This is a genomic window from Neisseria sp. CP9 (assembly GCF_047758525.1).
GTDB lineage: Bacteria > Pseudomonadota > Gammaproteobacteria > Burkholderiales > Neisseriaceae > Neisseria.
This window is the reverse complement of sequence record NZ_CP180502.1, coordinates 1,935,047-1,954,614: the sequence shown is the minus strand read 5'-3', so window position 1 is coordinate 1,954,614 and position 19,568 is coordinate 1,935,047. Positions and strand designations below refer to the sequence as shown.

Genomic DNA, 19,568 nt, shown 5'->3' with positions numbered 1-19,568 from the left:
TAGTTCGCCCTAAGCGCCGATTGTCTGCACGGAACGAAATAGCGACACATTTTATCCATAAGAAACAACTTTTTCATCCGTCAGGCAGCCATCCTCGTTTTTCAGACGACCTTGCTTTATAATTATGCTTTATGTGTTTTTCAGAACTATCATGAAGTTAAGACAAACAGCCGCTCTTTTATGGCTGTCCATCCTCTCTTTGCCGGCATTTGCCATCGATTTCGGCCGCATCCCTCAAGACGAAATTTCCGTGTATGTTCAAGAATTGGACAGTGGAAACGTCTTAGTCGACCACCGTTCGAATGTGCCGGTCAACCCCGCATCAACCATGAAGCTGGTTACAGCGTTTGCCGCATTTAAAGCCTTGGGCGGCGATTACCGCTGGACAACCCAATTTAAAAGCGACGGCACGATTCAAGGCGATACCTTGCAAGGCGATATTTACTGGGTCGGCAGCGGAGACCCTGTTTTCGACCAAGAAGGCTTGGTCGGGATGCAGCAGCAATTGCGCGATAAAGGCATACGCAAAATCACCGGCGGCTTGGTACTCGACCGCCATTTATGGGGAGATATTCAAAATCCGAGCGATTTCGAATCCGATGTCGGCTCTCTATTTATGACGCCGCCCGACCCGCATATGCTGGCTTACAAAGTCGTATCGGTCAAACCGGAACGCAATGACATGGGCGGTGTGGATCTTGTGACCAACCCGCCCCTCCCCGACATTAAAATCGACAACAAAATCAACGTCACACCATCAAACGCATCCTGCAAAGCCTTGCAAAACCATATGCGCGCAAACTACAAAGGCGGCGTATTGCATGTTTCCGGCAAAGTTCCGGAATCGTGTTTGGGCAATGAAATGTACGTCAACATGTTGAACATGCGTGAATTTGTACAAAAGAGCTTTATCAACCAATGGCGTTACTCAGGCGGAGAAATTACCGACGGCATCAGGGCAGCATCCGTGCCGCCTCATGCCAAAACGCTGGCGGTACACCAATCCAAACCCATGTCTGCCATTTTGACGGACATGAACAAATATTCGAATAATCTGATTGCGCGCTCCGTATTCCTGAAATTGGGAGGCGAGCATTCCGGCAACTCCGCCTTGCAGCAAGCCTCTTCAGCCGTAAAGCGTGAATTGGCTACCGCGGGCGTGAATACGGAAAACTTGGTCTTGGAAAACGGTTCGGGCCTATCCCGCCGTGAACGTGTCAGCGCCAATATGTTGGCGCAAATGCTGGAAAAAGCCTATTTCAGCCCGTTCAAACAAGACTTCATCGATACCTTACCCATTGCCGGCAAAGACGGTACGCTGAAATACCGCCTCAAACAGGCAGGCCCTGCCCTGCGCCTGAAAACGGGCACGCTCAAAGATGTACGCGCCCTCGCCGGATATTGGCTGGGAGACAAACCCATGATCGTGGTGGTGGTGATTAACAGCCCGAATGCAACCAACTATCTAAATGATTTGGATAAACTGGTTTCAAAAATCGTACAGCCCGGCGGTGACGCTTGGATTGATGCGAAAATGAAGTGCGCAGAACGGATGGAAGCTTAAAAAGCATCAAAACACTTCAGGCAGCCGGAGAAATGACTTTCCGGCTGCCTGAAGTGTTTTTCAGAGGTCGCAAATCCTACTGTTCCGTTTTACTGAACGAAGCGGGTCACGAATCAGCTTTACCTTTATTTTTCTTATCAGGGAAAATGAAGGAAGCGGCAACCCCGCAGGTCAGCACAACCAATACAACCAGCAAAGACGTATTGGGCGAAATGTCCCATCCGTGATGGAACATATGATTGCTAGCCGACAATCCCAGCTTGGCAGCGATGAAAAACAGCAACACGACCACTGCTTTTTCCAAATGAACCAAATAGCCTTTCAATGCTTCCAATACGAAATAAAGCGTACGCAAGCCCAAAATGGCAAACATCATGGCACTGTAAACAATCAACGGTTCTTTAGATACGGCAATCACCGCAGGTACGCTGTCAAACGCGAACATCACGTCCGACAACTCAATCACTGCCAAACATAAAAACAGCGGCGTTGCGACCAACTGCCCTTTACGCATTTTCTGAGGATGGTTATTTTCAGGATGCTTGAGGTCTTCACCCGCCAGCTCAAGCCGCACCTCGGGATATTGCTCATGCGCTTTTTTCAACTCCTCGCCTTTTAAGAAAAAATGGCTGCCGTAAAGACGGGGAAACACAGGGAAAAAGCGATGGACTGCACGATATGCCAAATGTTCGGAATAATCGGCATCTTCTTCGCCCTCCTCTTCATCCCGACGCAGCATCATAACGGCGGTATAGCCGACAATGACGGCGAAAACCACCTCCACAATCGGTCCCAATGCCAACAGTCCGGCGCCGATGGCGACAAAAATCATGCGGAAAATAATCGCACCGATAATCCCCCAGTATAAAACGCGGTGGCGCAGGCCTTCAGGCACTTTAAACCAAGCAAAAACCGCCATCATTAAAAACAGATTATCTACGGACAATACTTTTTCCAAAGCATAGCCGGTAAAGAACAGGCTGGCGGCTTCACTGCCGTGATGAACCCATAAAAATGTGCCGAACAAAATCGATATCAATACCCAAAACAGCGACCATATCGCGGCACTTTTCAGCGACATCGGTTTGTTGTCCCTATGGGCGAATAAATCGATGGCAATCGCACCCACAGACAAAATCACGAAAACGGCGACGGTTTCAATGGGGAAACCCAAATGGTTCATAAAAAGCCTTTGTTATCAAAGTTATCAAAATAAAGCGTAAGTATAGTGAAACAACGCGGAATAATATAGAGAAATCCAATAAAGATAATGTAATATTCTCAAGAGCCAAGATAAAAGCGATTCCGCTCTTTATCCATACCCAACAGTTTGCCAAGAGGTCGTCTGAAATTTTCAGACGACCTTTTGCCTTGCATCCCCGACTACCAAACCATATCCCATCTATTCAAATTGTTGTCTGACTACATGCAATCTGCGACTGCTTCCAAACGTTTCAGAAAGATAGTTTCAAGCCTATTTAAATGCAATATTTTCAAGATAATTTGTAAACTAATGTTTTTAATATGGTTTGAAAAATATTTGAGTAAAACCGGCGAGCAACGGTCATCACAAGCTTTGCAAGCCTTCTGTTTTCAGGTATGCTCGAACAGATTATTTACAATTTCATATGTCTTAATTACATATCCATTTGAATTAATAAATAATTTATTTTCAATAAGCCACAAAAAAATAGAAATTTCCGCTGTATTTTAATTAGAAAAATGTTTGGGCGTGGATTGCCTGCAATTTCATCAGCCCGTGATTTTGAAGTTTTAGATGAGGAATAGTACATGAATCCCATGTATATCACTTTTGCAATCTATCTGGTTGCTGTTCTCTTGATTGGTCTGGCCGCGTATTTCTCCACGCGCAATTTCGATGATTATATTTTGGGCGGCCGAAGCTTGGGCCCGTTTGTTACGGCGATGTCGGCGGGCGCGTCCGATATGTCGGGCTGGCTTTTGATGGGTCTGCCCGGCGCGATTTATTTGAGCGGTCTGAATGAGGCTTGGATTGCCATCGGTTTGGTCGTCGGCGCGTATTTCAACTGGCTTTTGGTGGCGGGCCGTCTGCGCGTGCATACTGAATATGCCAATAATGCGCTGACGCTGCCGGATTATTTCTTCCACCGCTTCGGCGCGGGCGGACACTTGATGAAAGTGGTTTCCGCGCTGATTATCTTGTTTTTCTTCACGATTTATTGTGCTTCGGGCATTGTGGCGGGTGCAACTTTGTTCCAAAGCTTGTTTGAAGGCATGACTTACAATCAGGCGATGTGGCTAGGTGCGGGTGCAACCATTGCCTATACCTTCTTGGGCGGATTCTTGGCGGTCAGTTGGACGGATACGCTGCAAGCTTCTTTGATGATTTTTGCGCTGATTTTGACGCCGGTAATGGTGTATCTGGGTCTGGGCGGTGCAGAACAAATGTCTGCCGCAATTCAAAGCGTTGCCGCAAGTACAGGCAAGGAATATAACAGCCTGCTTGCTGGTACGACCGTCATCGGCATTATTTCCACTGCCGCATGGGGCTTAGGCTATTTCGGTCAGCCGCACATTTTGGCGCGCTTTATGGCGGCTGAGAGCGCGAAATCGCTGGTGTCCGCACGCCGCATCGGTATGACTTGGATGGTGTTGTGTCTGGCAGGCGCAGTAGCGGTCGGTTATTTCGGCATTGCGTATTTTGGTGCCAATCCTGACCAAACCGCTTCCATGCACGGCAACCACGAACGTATCTTCATCGCGCTTTCTACTTTATTGTTCAACCCTTGGATTGCAGGCATTATTTTGAGCGCGATTTTGGCGGCGGTCATGTCCACTTTGTCTTGCCAGCTTTTGGTTTGCTCCAGCGCGATTACGGAAGACTTCTACAAAGGCTTTTTGCGCAAAAATGCGCCGCAGTCAGAATTGGTGTGGATTGGTCGTCTGATGGTATTGGCGATTGCCATTATCTCGATTCTGATTGCGTCCGACCCTAAGAGCAAAGTTTTGGGCTTGGTGTCTTATGCGTGGGCAGGTTTCGGCGCGGCGTTCGGTCCGATTGTGATTCTGTCGGTATTGTGGAAACGCATTACGGCATACGGCGCTTTGTCGGGCATGATTGCCGGCGCGCTGACTGTGGTGGCGTGGGTGGAGTGGGTCAAAAAACCTGCTTTGGCTGCACATGAAACCGGTATTTGGACTATGTACGAAATCGTCCCCGGCTTCATCGCCTGCTTGATTATCGCTGTTCTGGTTTCACTGACCGACAAAGAGCCGTCTCGTGAAATCCAAGAACGTTTTGAAAAAGCGGACACAGAATACCGCGAGGCGAAATAAGTGTTTTCAGACGACCTGCCGTTGACCGTAGGTCGTCTGAATTTTTATACGGGAAGGCAGGTTTTATTTTTATATTGATGCTCATGCGGATAATGCACTCTTTGGACTTTATCTGCTTTTTATCAAAGCAAAAAATCCTGTTTTTGAGATAAATTGCTTGTCCGACCCTTATAAATTTATTAAGATATTATCTATATGCTTTAAATCTTTTCAGACGACCTCGAAAAGGGATGGGGTCGTCTGAAAATCATCATAAAAACTTTGGAGAACCTTAAAATGTTTGACTTTGCTTTTCCGACACAAACGCCACTGCGCCAAGCGATTACCGATGCTTACCGCCGCGACGAAATCGAAGCCGTTCAGGATATGCTGCAACGCGCCCAGATGAGCGATGAGGAGCGTCGGGCGGCGTCCGAACTCGCGCGCCGTTTGGTTACGCAGGTTCGTGCCAGCCGCACCAAAGCCAGCGGGGTGGATGCGCTGATGCACGAGTTTTCGCTCTCCAGCGAAGAAGGCATTGCGCTGATGTGTCTGGCGGAAGCTTTGCTGCGCATTCCCGACAATGCGACACGCGACCGCCTGATTGCCGACAAAATTTCCGAAGGCAACTGGAAAAGCCATTTGAACAACAGCCCGTCCCTGTTCGTCAACGCCGCCGCATGGGGCTTGCTGATTACCGGCAAACTGACCGCGCCGAGCGACAAGCAGATGGGTTCGGCTCTGAACCGCCTCGTCAGCAAAGGCGGCGCGCCCCTGATCCGCCAAGGCGTGAACTACGCCATGCGCCTGTTGGGCAAGCAGTTTGTTACTGGACAAACCATTGAAGAAGCGCTGCAAAACGGCAAAGAGCGCGAAAAAATGGGCTACCGCTTCTCCTTCGATATGTTGGGCGAAGCCGCCTACACCCAAGAAGATGCCGACCGCTATTACAACGACTACGTTCAAGCCATTCACGCCATCGGCAAAGATGCTGCCGGACAAGGCGTTTACGAAGGCAACGGCATTTCCGTCAAACTTTCCGCCATCCATCCGCGCTATTCCCGCGCCCAACACGAACGCGTGATGAGCGAACTCCTACCTCGTCTGAAAGAGCTGTTCCTTTTGGGTAAAAAATACGATATCGGTATCAACATCGACGCCGAAGAAGCCAACCGTTTGGAGCTGTCTTTGGATTTGATGGAAGCACTCGTTTCCGACCCCGATTTAGCCGGTTACAAAGGCATCGGCTTTGTCGTTCAGGCATATCAAAAACGCTGCCCCTTCGTCATTGACTATCTGATTGACCTTGCCCGCCGCAACAATCAAAAACTGATGATCCGCCTCGTTAAAGGCGCGTACTGGGACAGCGAAATCAAATGGGCGCAAGTGGACGGCCTGGACGGCTATCCGACTTACACCCGCAAAGTCCATACCGACATCTCCTACCTCGCCTGCGCGCGCAAACTGCTGGACGCGCAAGACGCCGTGTTCCCGCAATTCGCCACCCACAACGCCTACACTTTGGGCGCGATTTACCAAATGGGCAAAGGCAAAGACTTTGAACACCAATGCCTGCACGGCATGGGCGAAACCTTGTACGACCAAGTGGTCGGCCCGCAAAACTTAGGCCGCCGCGTGCGCGTGTACGCCCCGGTCGGTACGCACGAAACCCTGCTCGCCTATTTGGTGCGCCGCCTGTTGGAAAACGGCGCGAACTCGTCGTTCGTCAACCAAATCGTCGATGAAAACATCAGCATCGACACGCTGATCCGCAGCCCGTTCGACACCATCGCTGAACAAGGCATCCACCTGCACAACGCCTTGCCGCTGCCGCGCGATTTGTACGGCAGGGGTCGTCTGAACTCTCAAGGCGTCGATTTCAGCAACGAAACCGTGTTGCAACAGCTTCAAGAAAAACTCAACCGCGCCGCCGCGCAAGACTTCCATGCCGCATCCATTATCAACGGCAAAGCCCGCGATGTCGGCGAAGCGCAACCGATTAAAAACCCCGCCGACCACGACGACATCGTCGGCACAGTCAGCTTTGCCGATGCCGCGCTTGCCCAAGAAGCGATTGGTGCAGCCGTTGCCGCGTTTCCTGAATGGAGCGCGACGCCAGCCGCCGAGCGCGCTAATTGCTTGCGCCGTTTCGCCGACTTGCTGGAACAACACACCCCCGCACTGATGATGCTTGCCGTGCGCGAAGCGGGTAAAACGCTGAACAACGCCGTCGCCGAAGTGCGCGAAGCCGTCGATTTCTGCCGCTACTACGCAAACGAAGCTGAAAACACCCTGCCCAAAGATGCCAAAGCCGTCGGTGCCATCGTCGCCATCAGCCCGTGGAACTTCCCGCTCGCCATCTTTACCGGCGAAGTCGTTTCCGCATTGGCAGCCGGCAACACCGTCATCGCCAAACCTGCCGAACAAACCAGCCTGATTGCCAGCTATGCCGTTTCCCTGATGCACGAAGCAGGCATCCCGACTTCCGCCTTGCAACTTGTCCTCGGCGCAGGCGATGTCGGCGCAGCGCTGACAGGCGACCCGCGTATTGGCGGCGTAATTTTCACCGGTTCGACCGAAGTGGCACAACTGATTAACAAAGCCCTTGCCAAACGCGACGACAGCCCCGTCTTGATTGCCGAAACCGGCGGTCAAAACGCCATGATTGTCGATTCCACCGCGCTGCCCGAACAGGTTTGCTTGGATGTACTCAACTCCGCCTTCGACAGCGCCGGACAACGCTGCTCTGCCCTGCGTATCCTGTGCGTCCAAGAAGATGTCGCCGACAAGATGCTCGCCATCATCAAAGGCGCGATGGACGAATTGGTCGTCGGCAAACCCGTTCAGCTCACCACCGACGTAGGTCCCGTCATCGATGCCGAAGCACAGCAAAACCTGCAATCGCATATCAACAAAATGAAAGGCGTTGCCAAGTCTTACCACGAAGTCAAAGCCGCCTCCGATGTTGACCCTGCGAAATCCACCTTCGTGCTGCCGATTTTGTTCGAACTCAACAACTTGAACGAACTCACCCGCGAAGTCTTCGGTCCCGTGCTGCACGTTGTCCGCTACCGCGCTGACGAGCTTGACCAAATCATCGACCAAATCAACAGCAAAGGCTACGCGCTCACCAGCGGCGTACACAGCCGAATCGAAGGCACGGTCAAACGCATCCGCGAACGCATCGAAGCGGGCAACGTTTACGTCAACCGCAACATCGTCGGCGCCGTCGTCGGCGTACAACCGTTCGGCGGACACGGTATGTCCGGTACAGGTCCGAAAGCAGGCGGTTCGTTCTACCTGCAAAAACTGACCCGCATCCCTGAATGGGTTGCCCCACCGCTGAGCCGCATCGGACAAGCGGACGAAGCCGCGCTCAAACGCCTCGAAGCCCTGATTCACAAGCTGCCGTTTAATGCAGAAGAGAAAAAATCAGCGGCATCGGCATTGGGACACGCCCGCATCCGCACCCTGCGCCAAGCAGAATCCGTCTTGGTCGGTCCGACCGGCGAACGCAACGCCATGAGCTGGCGCGCGCCCAAACGCGTCTGGGTACACGGCGGCAGCCTCCTGCAAGCCTTCTGCGCCCTGACCGAACTTGCCGCCGCAGGCATCGTAACCGTCGTCGAACCCGACAGCCCGCTTGCCTCCTACACCGCCGACCTCGAAGGCCTGCTGCAAGTCAACAGCAAACCTGAAAGCACAGGCGTGCACCACGTCGCTGCCCTAAGCCCGCTGGACAGCAGCCGCAAGCAAGAGCTGGCAAACCGCGACGGCGCACTCATCCGCATCCTCCCGTCCGAACAAGGCTTGGACATCCTGCAAGTGTTTGAAGAAATCTCTTGCAGCGTCAACACCACAGCCGCCGGCGGGAACGCCAGCCTGATGGCAGTTGCCGACTAAAAGGATTGAATAAACGCAAGAGCGTTTGAAACAAAAGTCGTCTGAAAACGTTAGCGAAACCCGCTAAGTCCGTTTTCAGACGACCTTTTTCTATTTTGATAAAAGAGCCATCCTCTCAAGTCCAATGTATTCGGCAATGAAGCAGGAGACTGAAATATATAGTGGGCACAATGGGGAAACCGCCACCCCCATAATACTTAATGGCAACAAAATCCCCAGCTTCTATTTCAATTCACATCCAGAGACCTTTGCAATAACATAGGTTACTAAAATTTTATGCTCAATCTCATTTTCAAAATGCAAAACTTTTCTGATTTTTCCTACTTTTTGCTCAATATTAGGAAGGTTTTAGGCAATTGAAAATTTTTTGGCGCATTTTTATGCGTCAAATTTCGTTAACAGACTATTTTTGCAAAGGTCTCAGCCACAAAAAAGGAAGAAACTGAAGTTTCTTCCTTTTGTATTTGAAGCCGAATATTAACCGCCGAAGTCATCCAAGAGGATGTTTTCATCTTCTACGCCCAAGTCTTTGAGCATTTTGATGACGGATTGGTTCATGATCGGAGGGCCGCACATATAGAATTCGCAGTCTTCGGGTGCTTCGTGGTTTTTCAGGTGGTTTTCGTAAACCACGTTGTGGATGAAGCCTGTGTAGCCATCCCAGTTGTCTTCCGGCAGTGGGTCAGACAAAGCGACGTGCCATGTGAAGTTCGGGAATTCCGCTGCGAGTTGGTCGAAGTCTTCAACATAGAACATTTCGCGTTTGGAACGTGCGCCGTACCAGAAAGTGATTTTGCGTTTGGAGTTCAAACGTTTCAACTGGTCGAAAATGTGGGAACGCATCGGCGCCATACCTGCGCCGCCGCCGATAAATACCATTTCCGCATCGGTGTCTTTGGCGAAGAATTCGCCGAACGGACCGGAGATGGTTACTTTGTCGCCGGGTTTGAGCGACCAGATGTAAGACGACATTTGTCCAGGAGGCACATCGGGTACGCGCGGAGGCGGTGTCGCGATACGCACGTTCAGCATGATGATGCCTTTTTCTTCTGGATATGAAGCCATGGAGTAAGCGCGCAAAATCGGCTCGTCCACTTTGGAAACGTATTGCCACAGATTGTATTTATCCCAGTCTTCGTGATATTCCTTAGGAATGTCGAAGTCTTTGTAGGCAACGGTGTGCGGCGGGGCTTCGATTTGAATGTAGCCGCCGGCTCGGAAGGGAACTTCTTCGCCTTCGGGAATAGCGAGCTTGAGTTCTTTAATGAACGTGGCTTTGTTGTCATTGGAGATGACGGTGCATTCCCATTTTTTCACGCCGAACACTTCTTCCGGCACTTCGATGTCCATGTCGGTTTTGACGTTGACCTGACAAGACAGACGGCAGCCTTCGCGTGCTTCGCGTTTGCTGATGTGGGACAACTCGGTCGGCAGAATGTCGCCACCACCGCTTTTCACGACAACGCGGCATTGTCCGCACGAACCGCCGCCACCGCAGGCGGAGGGTACGAAGATGCCTTGGCTGGCAAGCGCGCCCAACAGTTTTCCGCCGGCGGGCATAGTCAGTTCTTTTTCATCATTGACTTTGATGGTGATGTCGCCCTCGCTCACCAGCTTGGATTTGGCAAACAGAATCATCAGTGCCAAAGCCAAGACGATGACGGTGAACATCACGATACCTAAAATAATTTCCATGCCGAATCCTTTCTTATAACTGGATGCCGGAGAACGACATAAACGCCATCGCCATCAGGCCGGCGGAGATGAAGGTGATACCCAGTCCTTTGAGGCCTTTGGGTGCGTCCGAATATTTCATTTTTTCGGTAATGCCCGCCAAAGCGACAATCGCCAACATCCAGCCCAAGCCTGCGCCGAAGCCGTACACGACGGATTCGCCGAAGTTGTATTCACGTTGCGCCATAAACGAAACGGCACCGAAAATCGCGCAGTTTACGGTAATCAGCGGCAGGTAAATACCCAGCGCGTTATAAAGGGCGGGGAAGAATTTGTCCAAGAACATTTCCAAAATCTGCACCAAAGCCGCAATCACGCCGATAAAGGTGATGAATTTCAGGAAGGTCAAATCCACGCCTTCAACAATCGCGCCGTCTTTGAGCAGCGAGTAAACGAGCTGGTTGGCAGGGACGGACAGACCGAGTACGAAGGTAACGGCAACGCCCAAGCCGAATGCGGTGGATACTTTTTTCGATACCGCCAGAAAAGTACACATGCCCAAGAAGAAAGACAGCGCCATGTTTTCAATGAAGACGGATTTCACAAAAAGGCTTAAATAGTGTTCCATGTCTTATTTCTCCGCCTGTTCGGGTTTCCATGTGCGCAAACCCCAAATCAAAAAGCCGATGATGAAGAACGCGCTCGGTGCCAGCAAGAAGAGGCCGTTGGTTTGATACCAACCACCGTCCTGCACGGTTTGGAAAACGGTGTAGCCCAAGAGTTTGCCTGAACCGATAAGCTCACGGATGGTTGCGATGATAATCAGCATCATGCCGTAACCTGCGCCATTACCGATACCGTCCACCAAACTTTCCAGCGGCGGCTCTTTCATGGCGAAGGCTTCGGCACGACCCATCACGATACAGTTGGTAATAATCAGGCCGACGAATACGGAGAGCTGTTTGGACAATTCGTAGGCATAGGCCTGCAATAATTGGTCAACCAGCGTAACCAGCGACGCGACAATCGCCATCTGCACGATAATGCGGATGCTGTTTGGAATGTAATTGCGCACCAGCGAGATGAAGAAGCTGGAAAAACCGGTTACCAAACTGACGGAAATACCCATCACGATGGCCGTCTGAAGTTTGGTGGTAACCGCCAGCGCCGAACAAATACCCAAAACCTGCAAGGCAATCGGGTTATTGTCGATAAAGGGTGAAAACATTAAATGTTTCAAGCGTTTCATATCAGCCATTATTGTGCTCCTGCTGATTTCAATTTGTTCAGGTAGGGGATATAGCCGTTTTCGCCGAACCAGTAGTCGAACGAGCCTTGTACGCCTTTGGAAGTCAGCGATGCGCCGGAGAGTGCATCTACGCCGTGTTCTTTATCTGAACCTGCGCCTTTGCCGACGTGCAGGGCAAGTTTGCCTTGTTCGTCAAAGAGTTTTTTGCCGACGAATTTTTGTTGCCACAACGGATTGCCGATTTCGCCGCCCAAGCCCGGAGTTTCGCCTTGGTCGTAGTAGGTAATGCCGTTAATGGTGTTGCCGTCAGGTTGGATGGCGACGAAGCCGTACATGACCGACCACAAACCGTTGCCGTGCATAGGCAGGATGATTTGGCTGACTTTGCCGTCATCGCCTTTTACCAAATAAACTTCGGTGTATTTGGCGCGGCTTTTGATACCTGCCAAATCGTCTTCAGGTTTGATTTGGATGCTTTGCGCAGGGTCTTTGGCGGCAACACGCGCGCTGAAGTCTTTCGGCGCGTCTTTCACATATTCGCCGGTCGCCAAATCGACCACGCGTTGTTCGATGCGGTCGGCAAAGGTTTTGCTGATGTCGGTATTTTTATCGAGCAAACCGGCAACGCTCAGGATGTAGCTTTGCTTGTCCTGAACCTTTTGTTTTTCCTGCACCGGTTTCAAGCCGACAACCGCGCCCGCCACGATGACCGAGCAAATCAGGCTGACCGCCAACACCACAATCAGCGTGCCGCTGAAGCTGTCTTTATCGAATTTCTTAGCCATTGCTGCGCGCCTTTCTGCGTTTGATGTTCGCTTGTGCGACGAAATAGTCGAAAATCGGGGCAAACAGGTTGGCAAACAGAATCGCCAACATCATGCCTTCGGGGTAAGCCGGATTGACCACGCGGATTAACACGCACATCACGCCGATTAGAGCGCCGTACCACCATTTGCCGACATTGGTAAAGGAAGCGGAAACAGGGTCGGTCGCCATAAACAGCATACCGATGGCGAAGCCGCCGACGACCAGATGCCAGTACCAAGGCATGCTGAACATCGGGTTAGTGTCCGAACCGATAACATTAAACAGCGAAGACATCGCAATCATACCGATCATCACGCCGGCAATAATGCGCCAAGAAGCGATGCGGGCAAACACGATAAACGCGCCGCCGATTAAAAGTGCCAAAGTGGATACTTCGCCGATAGAACCGGGCAAGTTGCCGATAAACGCATCCATCCAAGTGATCGGTTGATTGGTAACGGCATTTTTCAGACCTTCCGAACCGTGTGCCGCCCATTGCGCCAACGCAGTTGCGCCGGAATAGCCGTCAACCGCTGTCCAAACGGTGTCGCCGGTAATATTAGCGGGATATGCGAAGAACAAGAAGGCACGGCCTGCTAACGCAGGGTTCATAAAGTTTTTACCCGTGCCGCCGAACACCTCTTTCGCAACCACCACGCCGAAGGTAATACCCAAGGCAGCCTGCCACAGCGGCAGCGTAGGCGGAACGATTAAGGCAAACAGAATCGAAGTAACGAAGAAACCTTCGTTGATTTCGTGTTTACGCACGGTGGCGAACAAGACTTCCCAGAAACCGCCGACGGCAAATACGGTCGCGTAAATCGGCAGGAAGTAAATCGCGCCGAACAGCATTTTGCCCAACAGGCTGGCTTCAGACGACATATTGATGCCTAAAGCGTTGGCAAGGGCGTAATGCCAGTCATTGGCGATATTTTGTTGCAGCAAATCGGGTGTTAAGGCACCGAATGCCTGCGCGCCGACGTTGTACATGCCGAAGAACATGGCAGGGAACAAAGCCAGCCACACCAAAATCATCATGCGTTTGGAGTCGAGCGCGTCGCGGACGTGTGCCGCTTTGCGTGTTACCGCGCCGGATGTGTAGAAAATCGTCGCCGCAGCTTCATAGAGGGCATACCATTTTTCATGCTTGCCGCCTGGCAGGAAGTGCGGTTCGATTTTTTCCAGAAAATGTTTCAAGCCCATAATCAGCCTTCCTTCTCAATGGTTTCCAGCACCTTGCGCAACAGCGGGCCGTATTCGTATTTACCCGGGCAGACGAAGCTGCACAAAGCGAGGTCTTCTTCGTCCAATTCCAAGCAACCCAAAGCCTGAGCGCTGTCGGTATCGCCGACGATTAAATCGCGCAAAAGTAAGGTAGGCAGGATGTCTAGCGGCATTACGCGCTCGTAAGTACCAATCGGCACCATGGCGCGGTCGCCACCGTTGACGGCTGTCGTGAACTTGAAGAGTTTGTTTTTCAGGAAATGACCGAGGGTCGTACGCGTAATCGAGTATTTGTCCGGCTGCGGCGCAACCCAGCCGAACAGCTCTTTGCTGCGGCCTTCTTCGATAACGGAAATCTGATTGTGGTAGCGTCCCAAATAATCATGCGCGCCTTGCGCAATCGCGCCGTTCAATACCGAACCGGAAATCACGCGGTTGTCCGCATCAACCAATTCGCCGGCGGTAATTTGCGACACCTTCGCACCCAAAACGGTACGCAAGAGGCGCGGTTTGTTGACTTGCGGGCCACCCAAGGCAACCACGCGTTCGGCGTTCAGACGACCTGTTACGAACAAACGTCCGATGGCAATCACGTCTTGATAATTGATTGTCCACACGGTTTTATTCGCGCCGACAGGCTCGATGAAATGAATGTGCGTGCCGCTCAAACCAGCGGGATGCGGGCCGCCGAATTCGTGTGTTTCAATGTTGGCGGCGTTTTCAGACGGCACGTCCGCACCGGCTGCTTTACAAACATGGATTTTACGTTCGGTCAGACGGCTCAACACCAGCAAACCTCGTCTGAAATCCTCGGCTGCTTCTTTGATCACGACCACAGGGTCTGCCGCCAGCGGATTGGTGTCCATCGCATTGACGAAAATGGCGAACGGCTCGGCATCGACGGCAGGGATTTTGCTGAACGGACGGGTACGCAGCACAGTCCACAAACCGGATTGAATCAGATTGCGGCGCACTTCTTCGCCGCTTAAGTTTGCCAACGCATCGGGCGCGTAGCGTTCGAACTCGATTTCGTCATCGCCTTCAACGGCAATCACGACAGACTGAAGCACACGCTTTTCGCCGCGGTGAATCGCAGCGATTTTGCCGGAAGCCGGCGCAGTAAACACCACGCCCGGATTTTTCTTGTCTTCAAACAGCACTTGGCCTTTTTTGACGGAATCGCCTTCCTTGACTTTCATCGAGGGGCGCATACCGGCATATTCTTCGCCAAGCAACGCGACTTCGGTAATGGCCGGACCGTCGTAAACGGCTTGCTCCGGTCTGCCCGCGATGGGCAGGTCTAGGCCTTTTTTGATTTTAATCATAGATTTGCATTACTTGTGATGAGTTAAACAGAATAAAATGTTCCAACTTTTCAGACAACGTTTGAAATGGCAAAGCATGGGGAGGTCGTCTGAAAGTAAAGCCTTACTTACGGAAAACAACAATTAAATGAAAACTGTAAAACGTTTGATTTTAGCAGGAACAGCCCGCCTTATGTCAGATTTACGAAGATTTTTTCCAGCTTCCTGCCCCGAATCCCGCGCAAATCAGCCCTCCAATAAAATTATAGTGGATTAACTTTAAACCAGTACGGCGTTGCCTCGCCTTGCCGTACTATCTGTACTGTCTGCAGCTTCGTCGCCTTGTCCTGATTTAAATTTAATCCACTATACAATATTGATGCCCAAAATTAATCCTTTCGAAACAAGCGGCAGAATACAAAAAGGTCGTCTGAAAACCGAATCACAAGAATCAGGTTTTCAGACGACCTTTTGAGGACAAGCAAGTATCAGAACAACTGCCAAACAAAGAAAATCAGCGTATGCAGTATAAACAGCGGAATCAATACCCCCACCGACCACATCATATAACCGAAGAAAGTCGGCATCGGGATACCGCGCTGCTCTGCAATCGCCTTAACCATAAAGTTCGGCGCATTACCGATATAAGTGAGCGCACCCATAAACACCGAACCCATGGATATAGCCAGCAGCGAATGGAACAAATGCCCCGTCATCAGAGCCTGAGCATCGCCGCCCGCCATATTGAAGAACACCAAATAAGTCGGCGCATTATCCAAAAAGGCGGACAACAAACCGCTCATCCAGAAATACATCGTATTAATCGGATTGCCCGAAACATCATGCACCAACGATACCACCGAACCCAGCGCCCCCGCTTCGCCCGCCTTCAAAATCGCCAAGACAGGGGAAATCGTGATGAAAATACCCAAAAATAGTTTGCCCACTTCGGCAATCGGGTCGAAATTGAATTCATTACCCGCCCTAACCTGCTTGGGTGTAATCAGCAGCGAAACAATGGTCAGCGCCAGCAAAATCACATCGCGCACTAAATTTTGCAACGCATAGTGGCTGCCTAAAATCTCAAATCCCGGATGATCGGGCTTCCACAAGCCGGACAGCAAAACCGCACCGACCACGCCCGCCAACAGCAGGAAGTTCCATTTACCGGAAATCCGCAAATCTTCATCGGCTTCCTCTTCCTGCCGAATCTGTTCCACATTGGCTTCACGCGCGTGATAGCGGCTGTCGATAATATAAAACACCAACAACAGCACCACCGTACTGATCAATACGGGCATCAACATGTGTTTCACCGTCCACATGAAATCCACGCCCTTCAAGAAACCCAAAAACAGCGGAGGATCGCCCAACGGCGTCAGACCGCCGCCGATATTCGCCACCAAAAAGATAAAGAATACAACGATATGCACCTTTTTCTTACGGTAATGATTTGCCTTCAGCAGCGGACGAATCATCAGCATCGCCGCACCGGTCGTCCCCATAAAAGACGCCATCACCGTCCCCGCCGCCAGCAGCCCGGTATTCAGCGCAGGCGTACCATTGAGCTTACCCCAAACCAAAATCCCGCCCGAAATCGTGTATAAAGCCAAAAGCAGCAGGATAAACGGGATATATTCCTCAACCAACGCATGGGCAACCGTATGTACACCCGCCCCAAAACCAAACACAACGGCGAACGGAACCAAAAACAGCAGCGTCCAAAACGCCGTAATCTTGCCGAAATGGTGATGCCAGGTATGCGCGAAAAAGAGCGGACCCAACGCGATAGACAAAAGAATCAACGCAAACGGTGCACCCCAAAACAAACTGAGCGACGCGCCGTCAAAATCAGCAGCGTGCGACAAGGTGGGAAATAAGATGAGGGATAAAATTGGTAAGCGGCGCATTGTTTTTCCTTGTTTTTCTTAGTTTTCCTTATGGACGAAAAGCCTAAACAAACACATCCGCACAATGCCGTGAAATCAAACAAAAACGTCTGCAACCAACCTTGGCATCAAGCGGCGGAGTGTTGCCATATGTAAACCTTGTTTGATTGTAAGTGAAAACCCCGCCCCAAACCAGTCAAAATAACCAACCACCCTACCTTGTTTCTCAATATTCAATCCCCTATTCCACCATGTCTGCCGAATCAGATTTTCAAAATCCTTTTGAAAATAAAATGCTAGGTCAAAACAATGTAAACTATCAAAATATAACTTTAGATTTACTTTTCCAAACATTTACACTCAGTCCATTGAACAGGAAATCATCGGTCGCCGAAATCTGCTTTCCACCCAAAGCAGCAAACCACAGGCAAGACAAGTCTACTGCGGCAGTGCAACCCAAATAATCAATATAAAGCCGGTCGGCAATAGCAGACACATTATCTTTTTCAGACGACCTTGTAAGCGGAATAATTTATGATACAATACGCCCCTACTCTTGAACGGGTCTGTAGCTCAGGGGTTAGAGCAGGGGACTCATAATCCCTTGGTCGTGGGTTCGAACCCCACCGGACCCACCAATCAAATCAATGCCTTGCGTAAGCAAGGTATTTTTTCATGTCGCAACTGTGTCCAAGTTGTGTCTTTAGTAAATAGCCCGATTCCGTCCAATACCGCGGCATGGACCTGCAGATGTTCCGCCGACAAATTCACTAAATCCGTTCCCTGTCTGATCTACTTACATCAGGGTAAACCCATGCAGTTCCCCACCCAATCCACTTGCTGCTATTCCAAATCCCAAGCAACCGACAAAGAATCGTGTGGCATTTAGTGCAAATCTAGTGCCACCTAATTAAAACGTCGTCTGAAAATCAACAATTCGTTTTCAGACGACGTTTTATAGGAAATGCAGCGAATCCCTTTCACCCTCCCTCAAACTCAATCTCCTCCCTCGTTCCTTCCCTCTTCTCCCGCCAAACCGTGCAGCAACAACCCCAATACGTCCTGCGGCAGCTTTTGCGGCGTAGCGGCATAAAGCGCGGCCAGTTGCGGATGGCGCATCAATATATCTGACTGACGGATGAACAGGTCGATGAGTTCCACCGGCAAATCGGGCTGAATCAGGCGGCGTTGTTGCAGGGTATGGAAGAAACCGCGCATAAAGGCGTATTTTTCTTCGTTCAACTCATGGAAAAACCGCTCCAGCTCCAAATCGGTGTTCTCTTCAATGTCGCGCAGGAAGGCGGCGGAATAGAGTTCTTCAAACGATTGTTTTTGTAGGGCAAAAACGGCTTCGGCGGCTTCCCGCAGGTTGCATTGCCGTGCAAGCAGATTTTCAAATTCGGCACGGACGCGGTTTTTCTGCTCGGTAACGATTTCCTGCAAGAGCGCGTTTTTGCCGCTGTAATATTTGTAAAAAGTAACGCGGCTGACGGCGGCCTCGGTACAGATTCCTCCTACGGATACGGCGGAAAAGCCGTGTTCGCGGAACAGGCGGCGGGCGGTGTCGGCGATGGTTTGTTGTTTGCTGGCGGTCATGACGGTAGGAAGGTTTTGATTTTGTTCATAAAGGGTTTTCATTAAAGTTATCCGAAAGTCGGATACTCATCATATAGTCAATTAAAAATAAAATAGTACAATACTCAACTTTTAAGGTCTAACCATGGCATACTCTGCGGACTTAAGAAACAAAGCTTTAAACTATTACGAACAATGCAAAAACATCAGCCAAACCGCAGCGACGTTTAACTTGTCAAGAAACACGCTTTACCTGTGGATTCGCCTTAAAAAACAAACAGGCAGCCTAAAACATCAAGTTACCGGTCTAAATGCCGTCAAATTGGATAGGCAAAAACTGGCTCAATATGTTGGGCAACACCCGGATGCCTATCTGCATGAAATCGCCAAACATTTTGATTGTACGGCAGCCGCCGTTTGCTATGCACTCAAACAGATGGGGATGACGCGCAAAAAAAGACCACCACTTACAAAGAACAAGACCCGGCCAAAGTAACGCATTATTTGACACAGCTGGCCGAATTTTCCGACTACCAACGTGTTTATTTGGATGAAACAGGATTTGACCGCTACCTGTTCCGCCCCTATGCCCGCAGCCTGAAAGGGCAAATAGTGAAAGCGCAGATAAGTGGGAAAAGATACCGACGCTTATCTCTGGTGTCCGCACAAGTCGGCAACCGGCTGATTGCTCCGATGGTTTATCAAAATACGATGACCGGAGTCTTTTTTGAAGCGTGGTTTCAGCAATGCCTACTGCCCGCATTGACTCAAAAATCGGTGATTATTTTAGATAATGCGCGATTTCACCGTATGGGTGTCTTACGGGAAATGGCGGAAAAATGGGGACATAAGGTATTGCCTCTTGCACCTTATTCACCTGAGCTCAACCCGATTGAGAAGGTGTGGGCGAATATTAAGCGGTATCTGCGAACCGTATTGTCTGATTACGCCCGATTTGACGATGCGTTACTGTCCTATTTTGATTTTAATTGACTATATTTCCCCACGACGGCAATGGCAATACGGCGGCGTTTCAGACGACCTCTTTCCTTATCCCGCCGCTCCGCCCTGCGGACAGGGGG

The 19,568-nt window shown here is 50.6% G+C and carries 14 protein-coding genes and 1 tRNA gene; 5 read left to right on the top strand and 10 right to left on the bottom strand.

The genetic code is table 11. The features are described from left to right. Positions 1 to 124: 124 nt before the first annotated feature. The gene (gene dacB, locus ACMYUL_RS09310; protein WP_070514553.1) at positions 125 to 1,564 is read left to right on the top strand and encodes a D-alanyl-D-alanine carboxypeptidase/D-alanyl-D-alanine-endopeptidase; all 1,440 of its coding nucleotides are present in this window, start codon (positions 125 to 127) and stop codon (positions 1,562 to 1,564) included. Positions 1,565 to 1,670: 106 nt separating this feature from the next. Here dacB and ACMYUL_RS09305 read toward each other — a convergent pair whose 3' ends face one another. After that, the gene (locus ACMYUL_RS09305; protein WP_415770155.1) at positions 1,671 to 2,747 is read right to left on the bottom strand and encodes a TerC/Alx family metal homeostasis membrane protein; all 1,077 of its coding nucleotides are present in this window, start codon (positions 2,745 to 2,747) and stop codon (positions 1,671 to 1,673) included. 608 nt (positions 2,748 to 3,355) lie between these two features. Here ACMYUL_RS09305 and putP point away from each other — a divergent pair. Then, positions 3,356 to 4,882 carry a sodium/proline symporter PutP gene (gene putP, locus ACMYUL_RS09300; protein WP_415770153.1) on the top strand — a complete coding sequence of 509 codons (1,527 nt, stop codon included), beginning with the start codon at positions 3,356 to 3,358 and terminating at the stop codon, positions 4,880 to 4,882. Between the two features lie 276 nt (positions 4,883 to 5,158). Beyond that, positions 5,159 to 8,764 carry a bifunctional proline dehydrogenase/L-glutamate gamma-semialdehyde dehydrogenase PutA gene (gene putA, locus ACMYUL_RS09295; protein WP_415770151.1) on the top strand — a complete coding sequence of 1,202 codons (3,606 nt, stop codon included), beginning with the start codon at positions 5,159 to 5,161 and terminating at the stop codon, positions 8,762 to 8,764. 477 nt (positions 8,765 to 9,241) lie between these two features. On the opposite strand, the gene nqrF is transcribed toward putA, so the two are convergent. The 8 genes from nqrF to ACMYUL_RS09255 form a co-directional block, all read right to left on the bottom strand. Then, positions 9,242 to 10,459 carry an NADH:ubiquinone reductase (Na(+)-transporting) subunit F gene (gene nqrF / locus ACMYUL_RS09290; RefSeq protein WP_415770149.1) on the bottom strand — a complete coding sequence of 406 codons (1,218 nt, stop codon included), beginning with the start codon at positions 10,457 to 10,459 and terminating at the stop codon, positions 9,242 to 9,244. Positions 10,460 to 10,472: 13 nt separating this feature from the next. Continuing rightward, positions 10,473 to 11,066 (bottom strand): NADH:ubiquinone reductase (Na(+)-transporting) subunit E, encoded by a 594-nt coding sequence (gene nqrE, locus ACMYUL_RS09285; protein WP_003741087.1) that lies wholly within the window; start codon positions 11,064 to 11,066, stop codon positions 10,473 to 10,475. A 3-nt stretch (positions 11,067 to 11,069) separates the two neighbouring features. Continuing rightward, positions 11,070 to 11,696 carry an NADH:ubiquinone reductase (Na(+)-transporting) subunit D gene (locus ACMYUL_RS09280; protein ID WP_074896933.1) on the bottom strand — a complete coding sequence of 209 codons (627 nt, stop codon included), beginning with the start codon at positions 11,694 to 11,696 and terminating at the stop codon, positions 11,070 to 11,072. Next, positions 11,696 to 12,472, bottom strand: coding sequence for a Na(+)-translocating NADH-quinone reductase subunit C (locus ACMYUL_RS09275; protein ID WP_009425722.1), 777 nt, complete (start codon positions 12,470 to 12,472; stop codon positions 11,696 to 11,698). The genes ACMYUL_RS09280 and ACMYUL_RS09275 overlap by 1 nt, the downstream gene beginning before the upstream one ends. Then, positions 12,465 to 13,697 carry an NADH:ubiquinone reductase (Na(+)-transporting) subunit B gene (locus ACMYUL_RS09270; RefSeq protein WP_342032241.1) on the bottom strand — a complete coding sequence of 411 codons (1,233 nt, stop codon included), beginning with the start codon at positions 13,695 to 13,697 and terminating at the stop codon, positions 12,465 to 12,467. The genes ACMYUL_RS09275 and ACMYUL_RS09270 overlap by 8 nt, the downstream gene beginning before the upstream one ends. Before the next feature lie 2 nt (positions 13,698 to 13,699). After that, positions 13,700 to 15,043, bottom strand: a complete 1,344-nt coding sequence (locus ACMYUL_RS09265; RefSeq protein WP_415770146.1) for a Na(+)-translocating NADH-quinone reductase subunit A — start codon at positions 15,041 to 15,043, stop codon at positions 13,700 to 13,702. A gap of 467 nt (positions 15,044 to 15,510) precedes the next feature. After that, entirely contained in the window at positions 15,511 to 16,932 is a 1,422-nt protein-coding gene (locus ACMYUL_RS09260) for a sodium:proton antiporter (protein ID WP_342032243.1), read from the bottom strand. 75 nt (positions 16,933 to 17,007) lie between these two features. Further along, positions 17,008 to 17,265 carry a coproporphyrinogen oxidase gene (locus ACMYUL_RS09255; protein WP_342032244.1) on the bottom strand — a complete coding sequence of 86 codons (258 nt, stop codon included), beginning with the start codon at positions 17,263 to 17,265 and terminating at the stop codon, positions 17,008 to 17,010. A 208-nt stretch (positions 17,266 to 17,473) separates the two neighbouring features. On the opposite strand from ACMYUL_RS09255, the gene ACMYUL_RS09250 reads away from it, so the two are divergent. Beyond that, positions 17,474 to 17,549, top strand: a tRNA-Ile gene (locus ACMYUL_RS09250). A 358-nt stretch (positions 17,550 to 17,907) separates the two neighbouring features. Here the strand turns inward: ACMYUL_RS09250 and ACMYUL_RS09245 are convergent. After that, complete coding sequence (locus ACMYUL_RS09245; RefSeq protein ID WP_415770144.1) at positions 17,908 to 18,549, bottom strand: TetR/AcrR family transcriptional regulator; 642 nt, start codon at positions 18,547 to 18,549, stop codon at positions 17,908 to 17,910. 82 nt (positions 18,550 to 18,631) lie between these two features. On the opposite strand from ACMYUL_RS09245, the gene ACMYUL_RS09240 reads away from it, so the two are divergent. Continuing rightward, positions 18,632 to 19,479, top strand: a protein-coding gene (locus ACMYUL_RS09240; RefSeq protein ID WP_156798183.1) for an IS630 family transposase whose coding sequence is annotated in 2 segments (ribosomal slippage) — positions 18,632 to 18,947 and positions 18,947 to 19,479 — 849 coding nt in all. Because the reading frame shifts where the segments join, the coding sequence is not laid out codon by codon here. Positions 19,480 to 19,568: the final 89 nt, after the last annotated feature.

Excerpts from the sequence above, each read along its gene's own strand:
- dacB (WP_070514553.1), top strand. The coding sequence starts at position 125 with ATGCTTTATGTGTTTTTCAGAACTATCATGAAGTTAAGACAAACAGCC.
- ACMYUL_RS09260 (WP_342032243.1), bottom strand. The coding sequence starts at position 16,932 with ATGCGCCGCTTACCAATTTTATCCCTCATCTTATTTCCCACCTTGTCG.
- ACMYUL_RS09245 (WP_415770144.1), bottom strand. The coding sequence starts at position 18,549 with ATGAAAACCCTTTATGAACAAAATCAAAACCTTCCTACCGTCATGACC.
- nqrF (WP_415770149.1), bottom strand. The coding sequence starts at position 10,459 with ATGGAAATTATTTTAGGTATCGTGATGTTCACCGTCATCGTCTTGGCT.
- ACMYUL_RS09280 (WP_074896933.1), bottom strand. The coding sequence starts at position 11,696 with ATGGCTGATATGAAACGCTTGAAACATTTAATGTTTTCACCCTTTATC.
- nqrE (WP_003741087.1), bottom strand. The coding sequence starts at position 11,066 with ATGGAACACTATTTAAGCCTTTTTGTGAAATCCGTCTTCATTGAAAAC.
- ACMYUL_RS09265 (WP_415770146.1), bottom strand. The coding sequence starts at position 15,043 with ATGATTAAAATCAAAAAAGGCCTAGACCTGCCCATCGCGGGCAGACCG.
- ACMYUL_RS09270 (WP_342032241.1), bottom strand. The coding sequence starts at position 13,697 with ATGGGCTTGAAACATTTTCTGGAAAAAATCGAACCGCACTTCCTGCCA.
- putP (WP_415770153.1), top strand. The coding sequence starts at position 3,356 with ATGAATCCCATGTATATCACTTTTGCAATCTATCTGGTTGCTGTTCTC.
- ACMYUL_RS09275 (WP_009425722.1), bottom strand. The coding sequence starts at position 12,472 with ATGGCTAAGAAATTCGATAAAGACAGCTTCAGCGGCACGCTGATTGTG.
- putA (WP_415770151.1), top strand. The coding sequence starts at position 5,159 with ATGTTTGACTTTGCTTTTCCGACACAAACGCCACTGCGCCAAGCGATT.
- ACMYUL_RS09305 (WP_415770155.1), bottom strand. The coding sequence starts at position 2,747 with ATGAACCATTTGGGTTTCCCCATTGAAACCGTCGCCGTTTTCGTGATT.
- ACMYUL_RS09255 (WP_342032244.1), bottom strand. The coding sequence starts at position 17,265 with ATGTTTGGAAAAGTAAATCTAAAGTTATATTTTGATAGTTTACATTGT.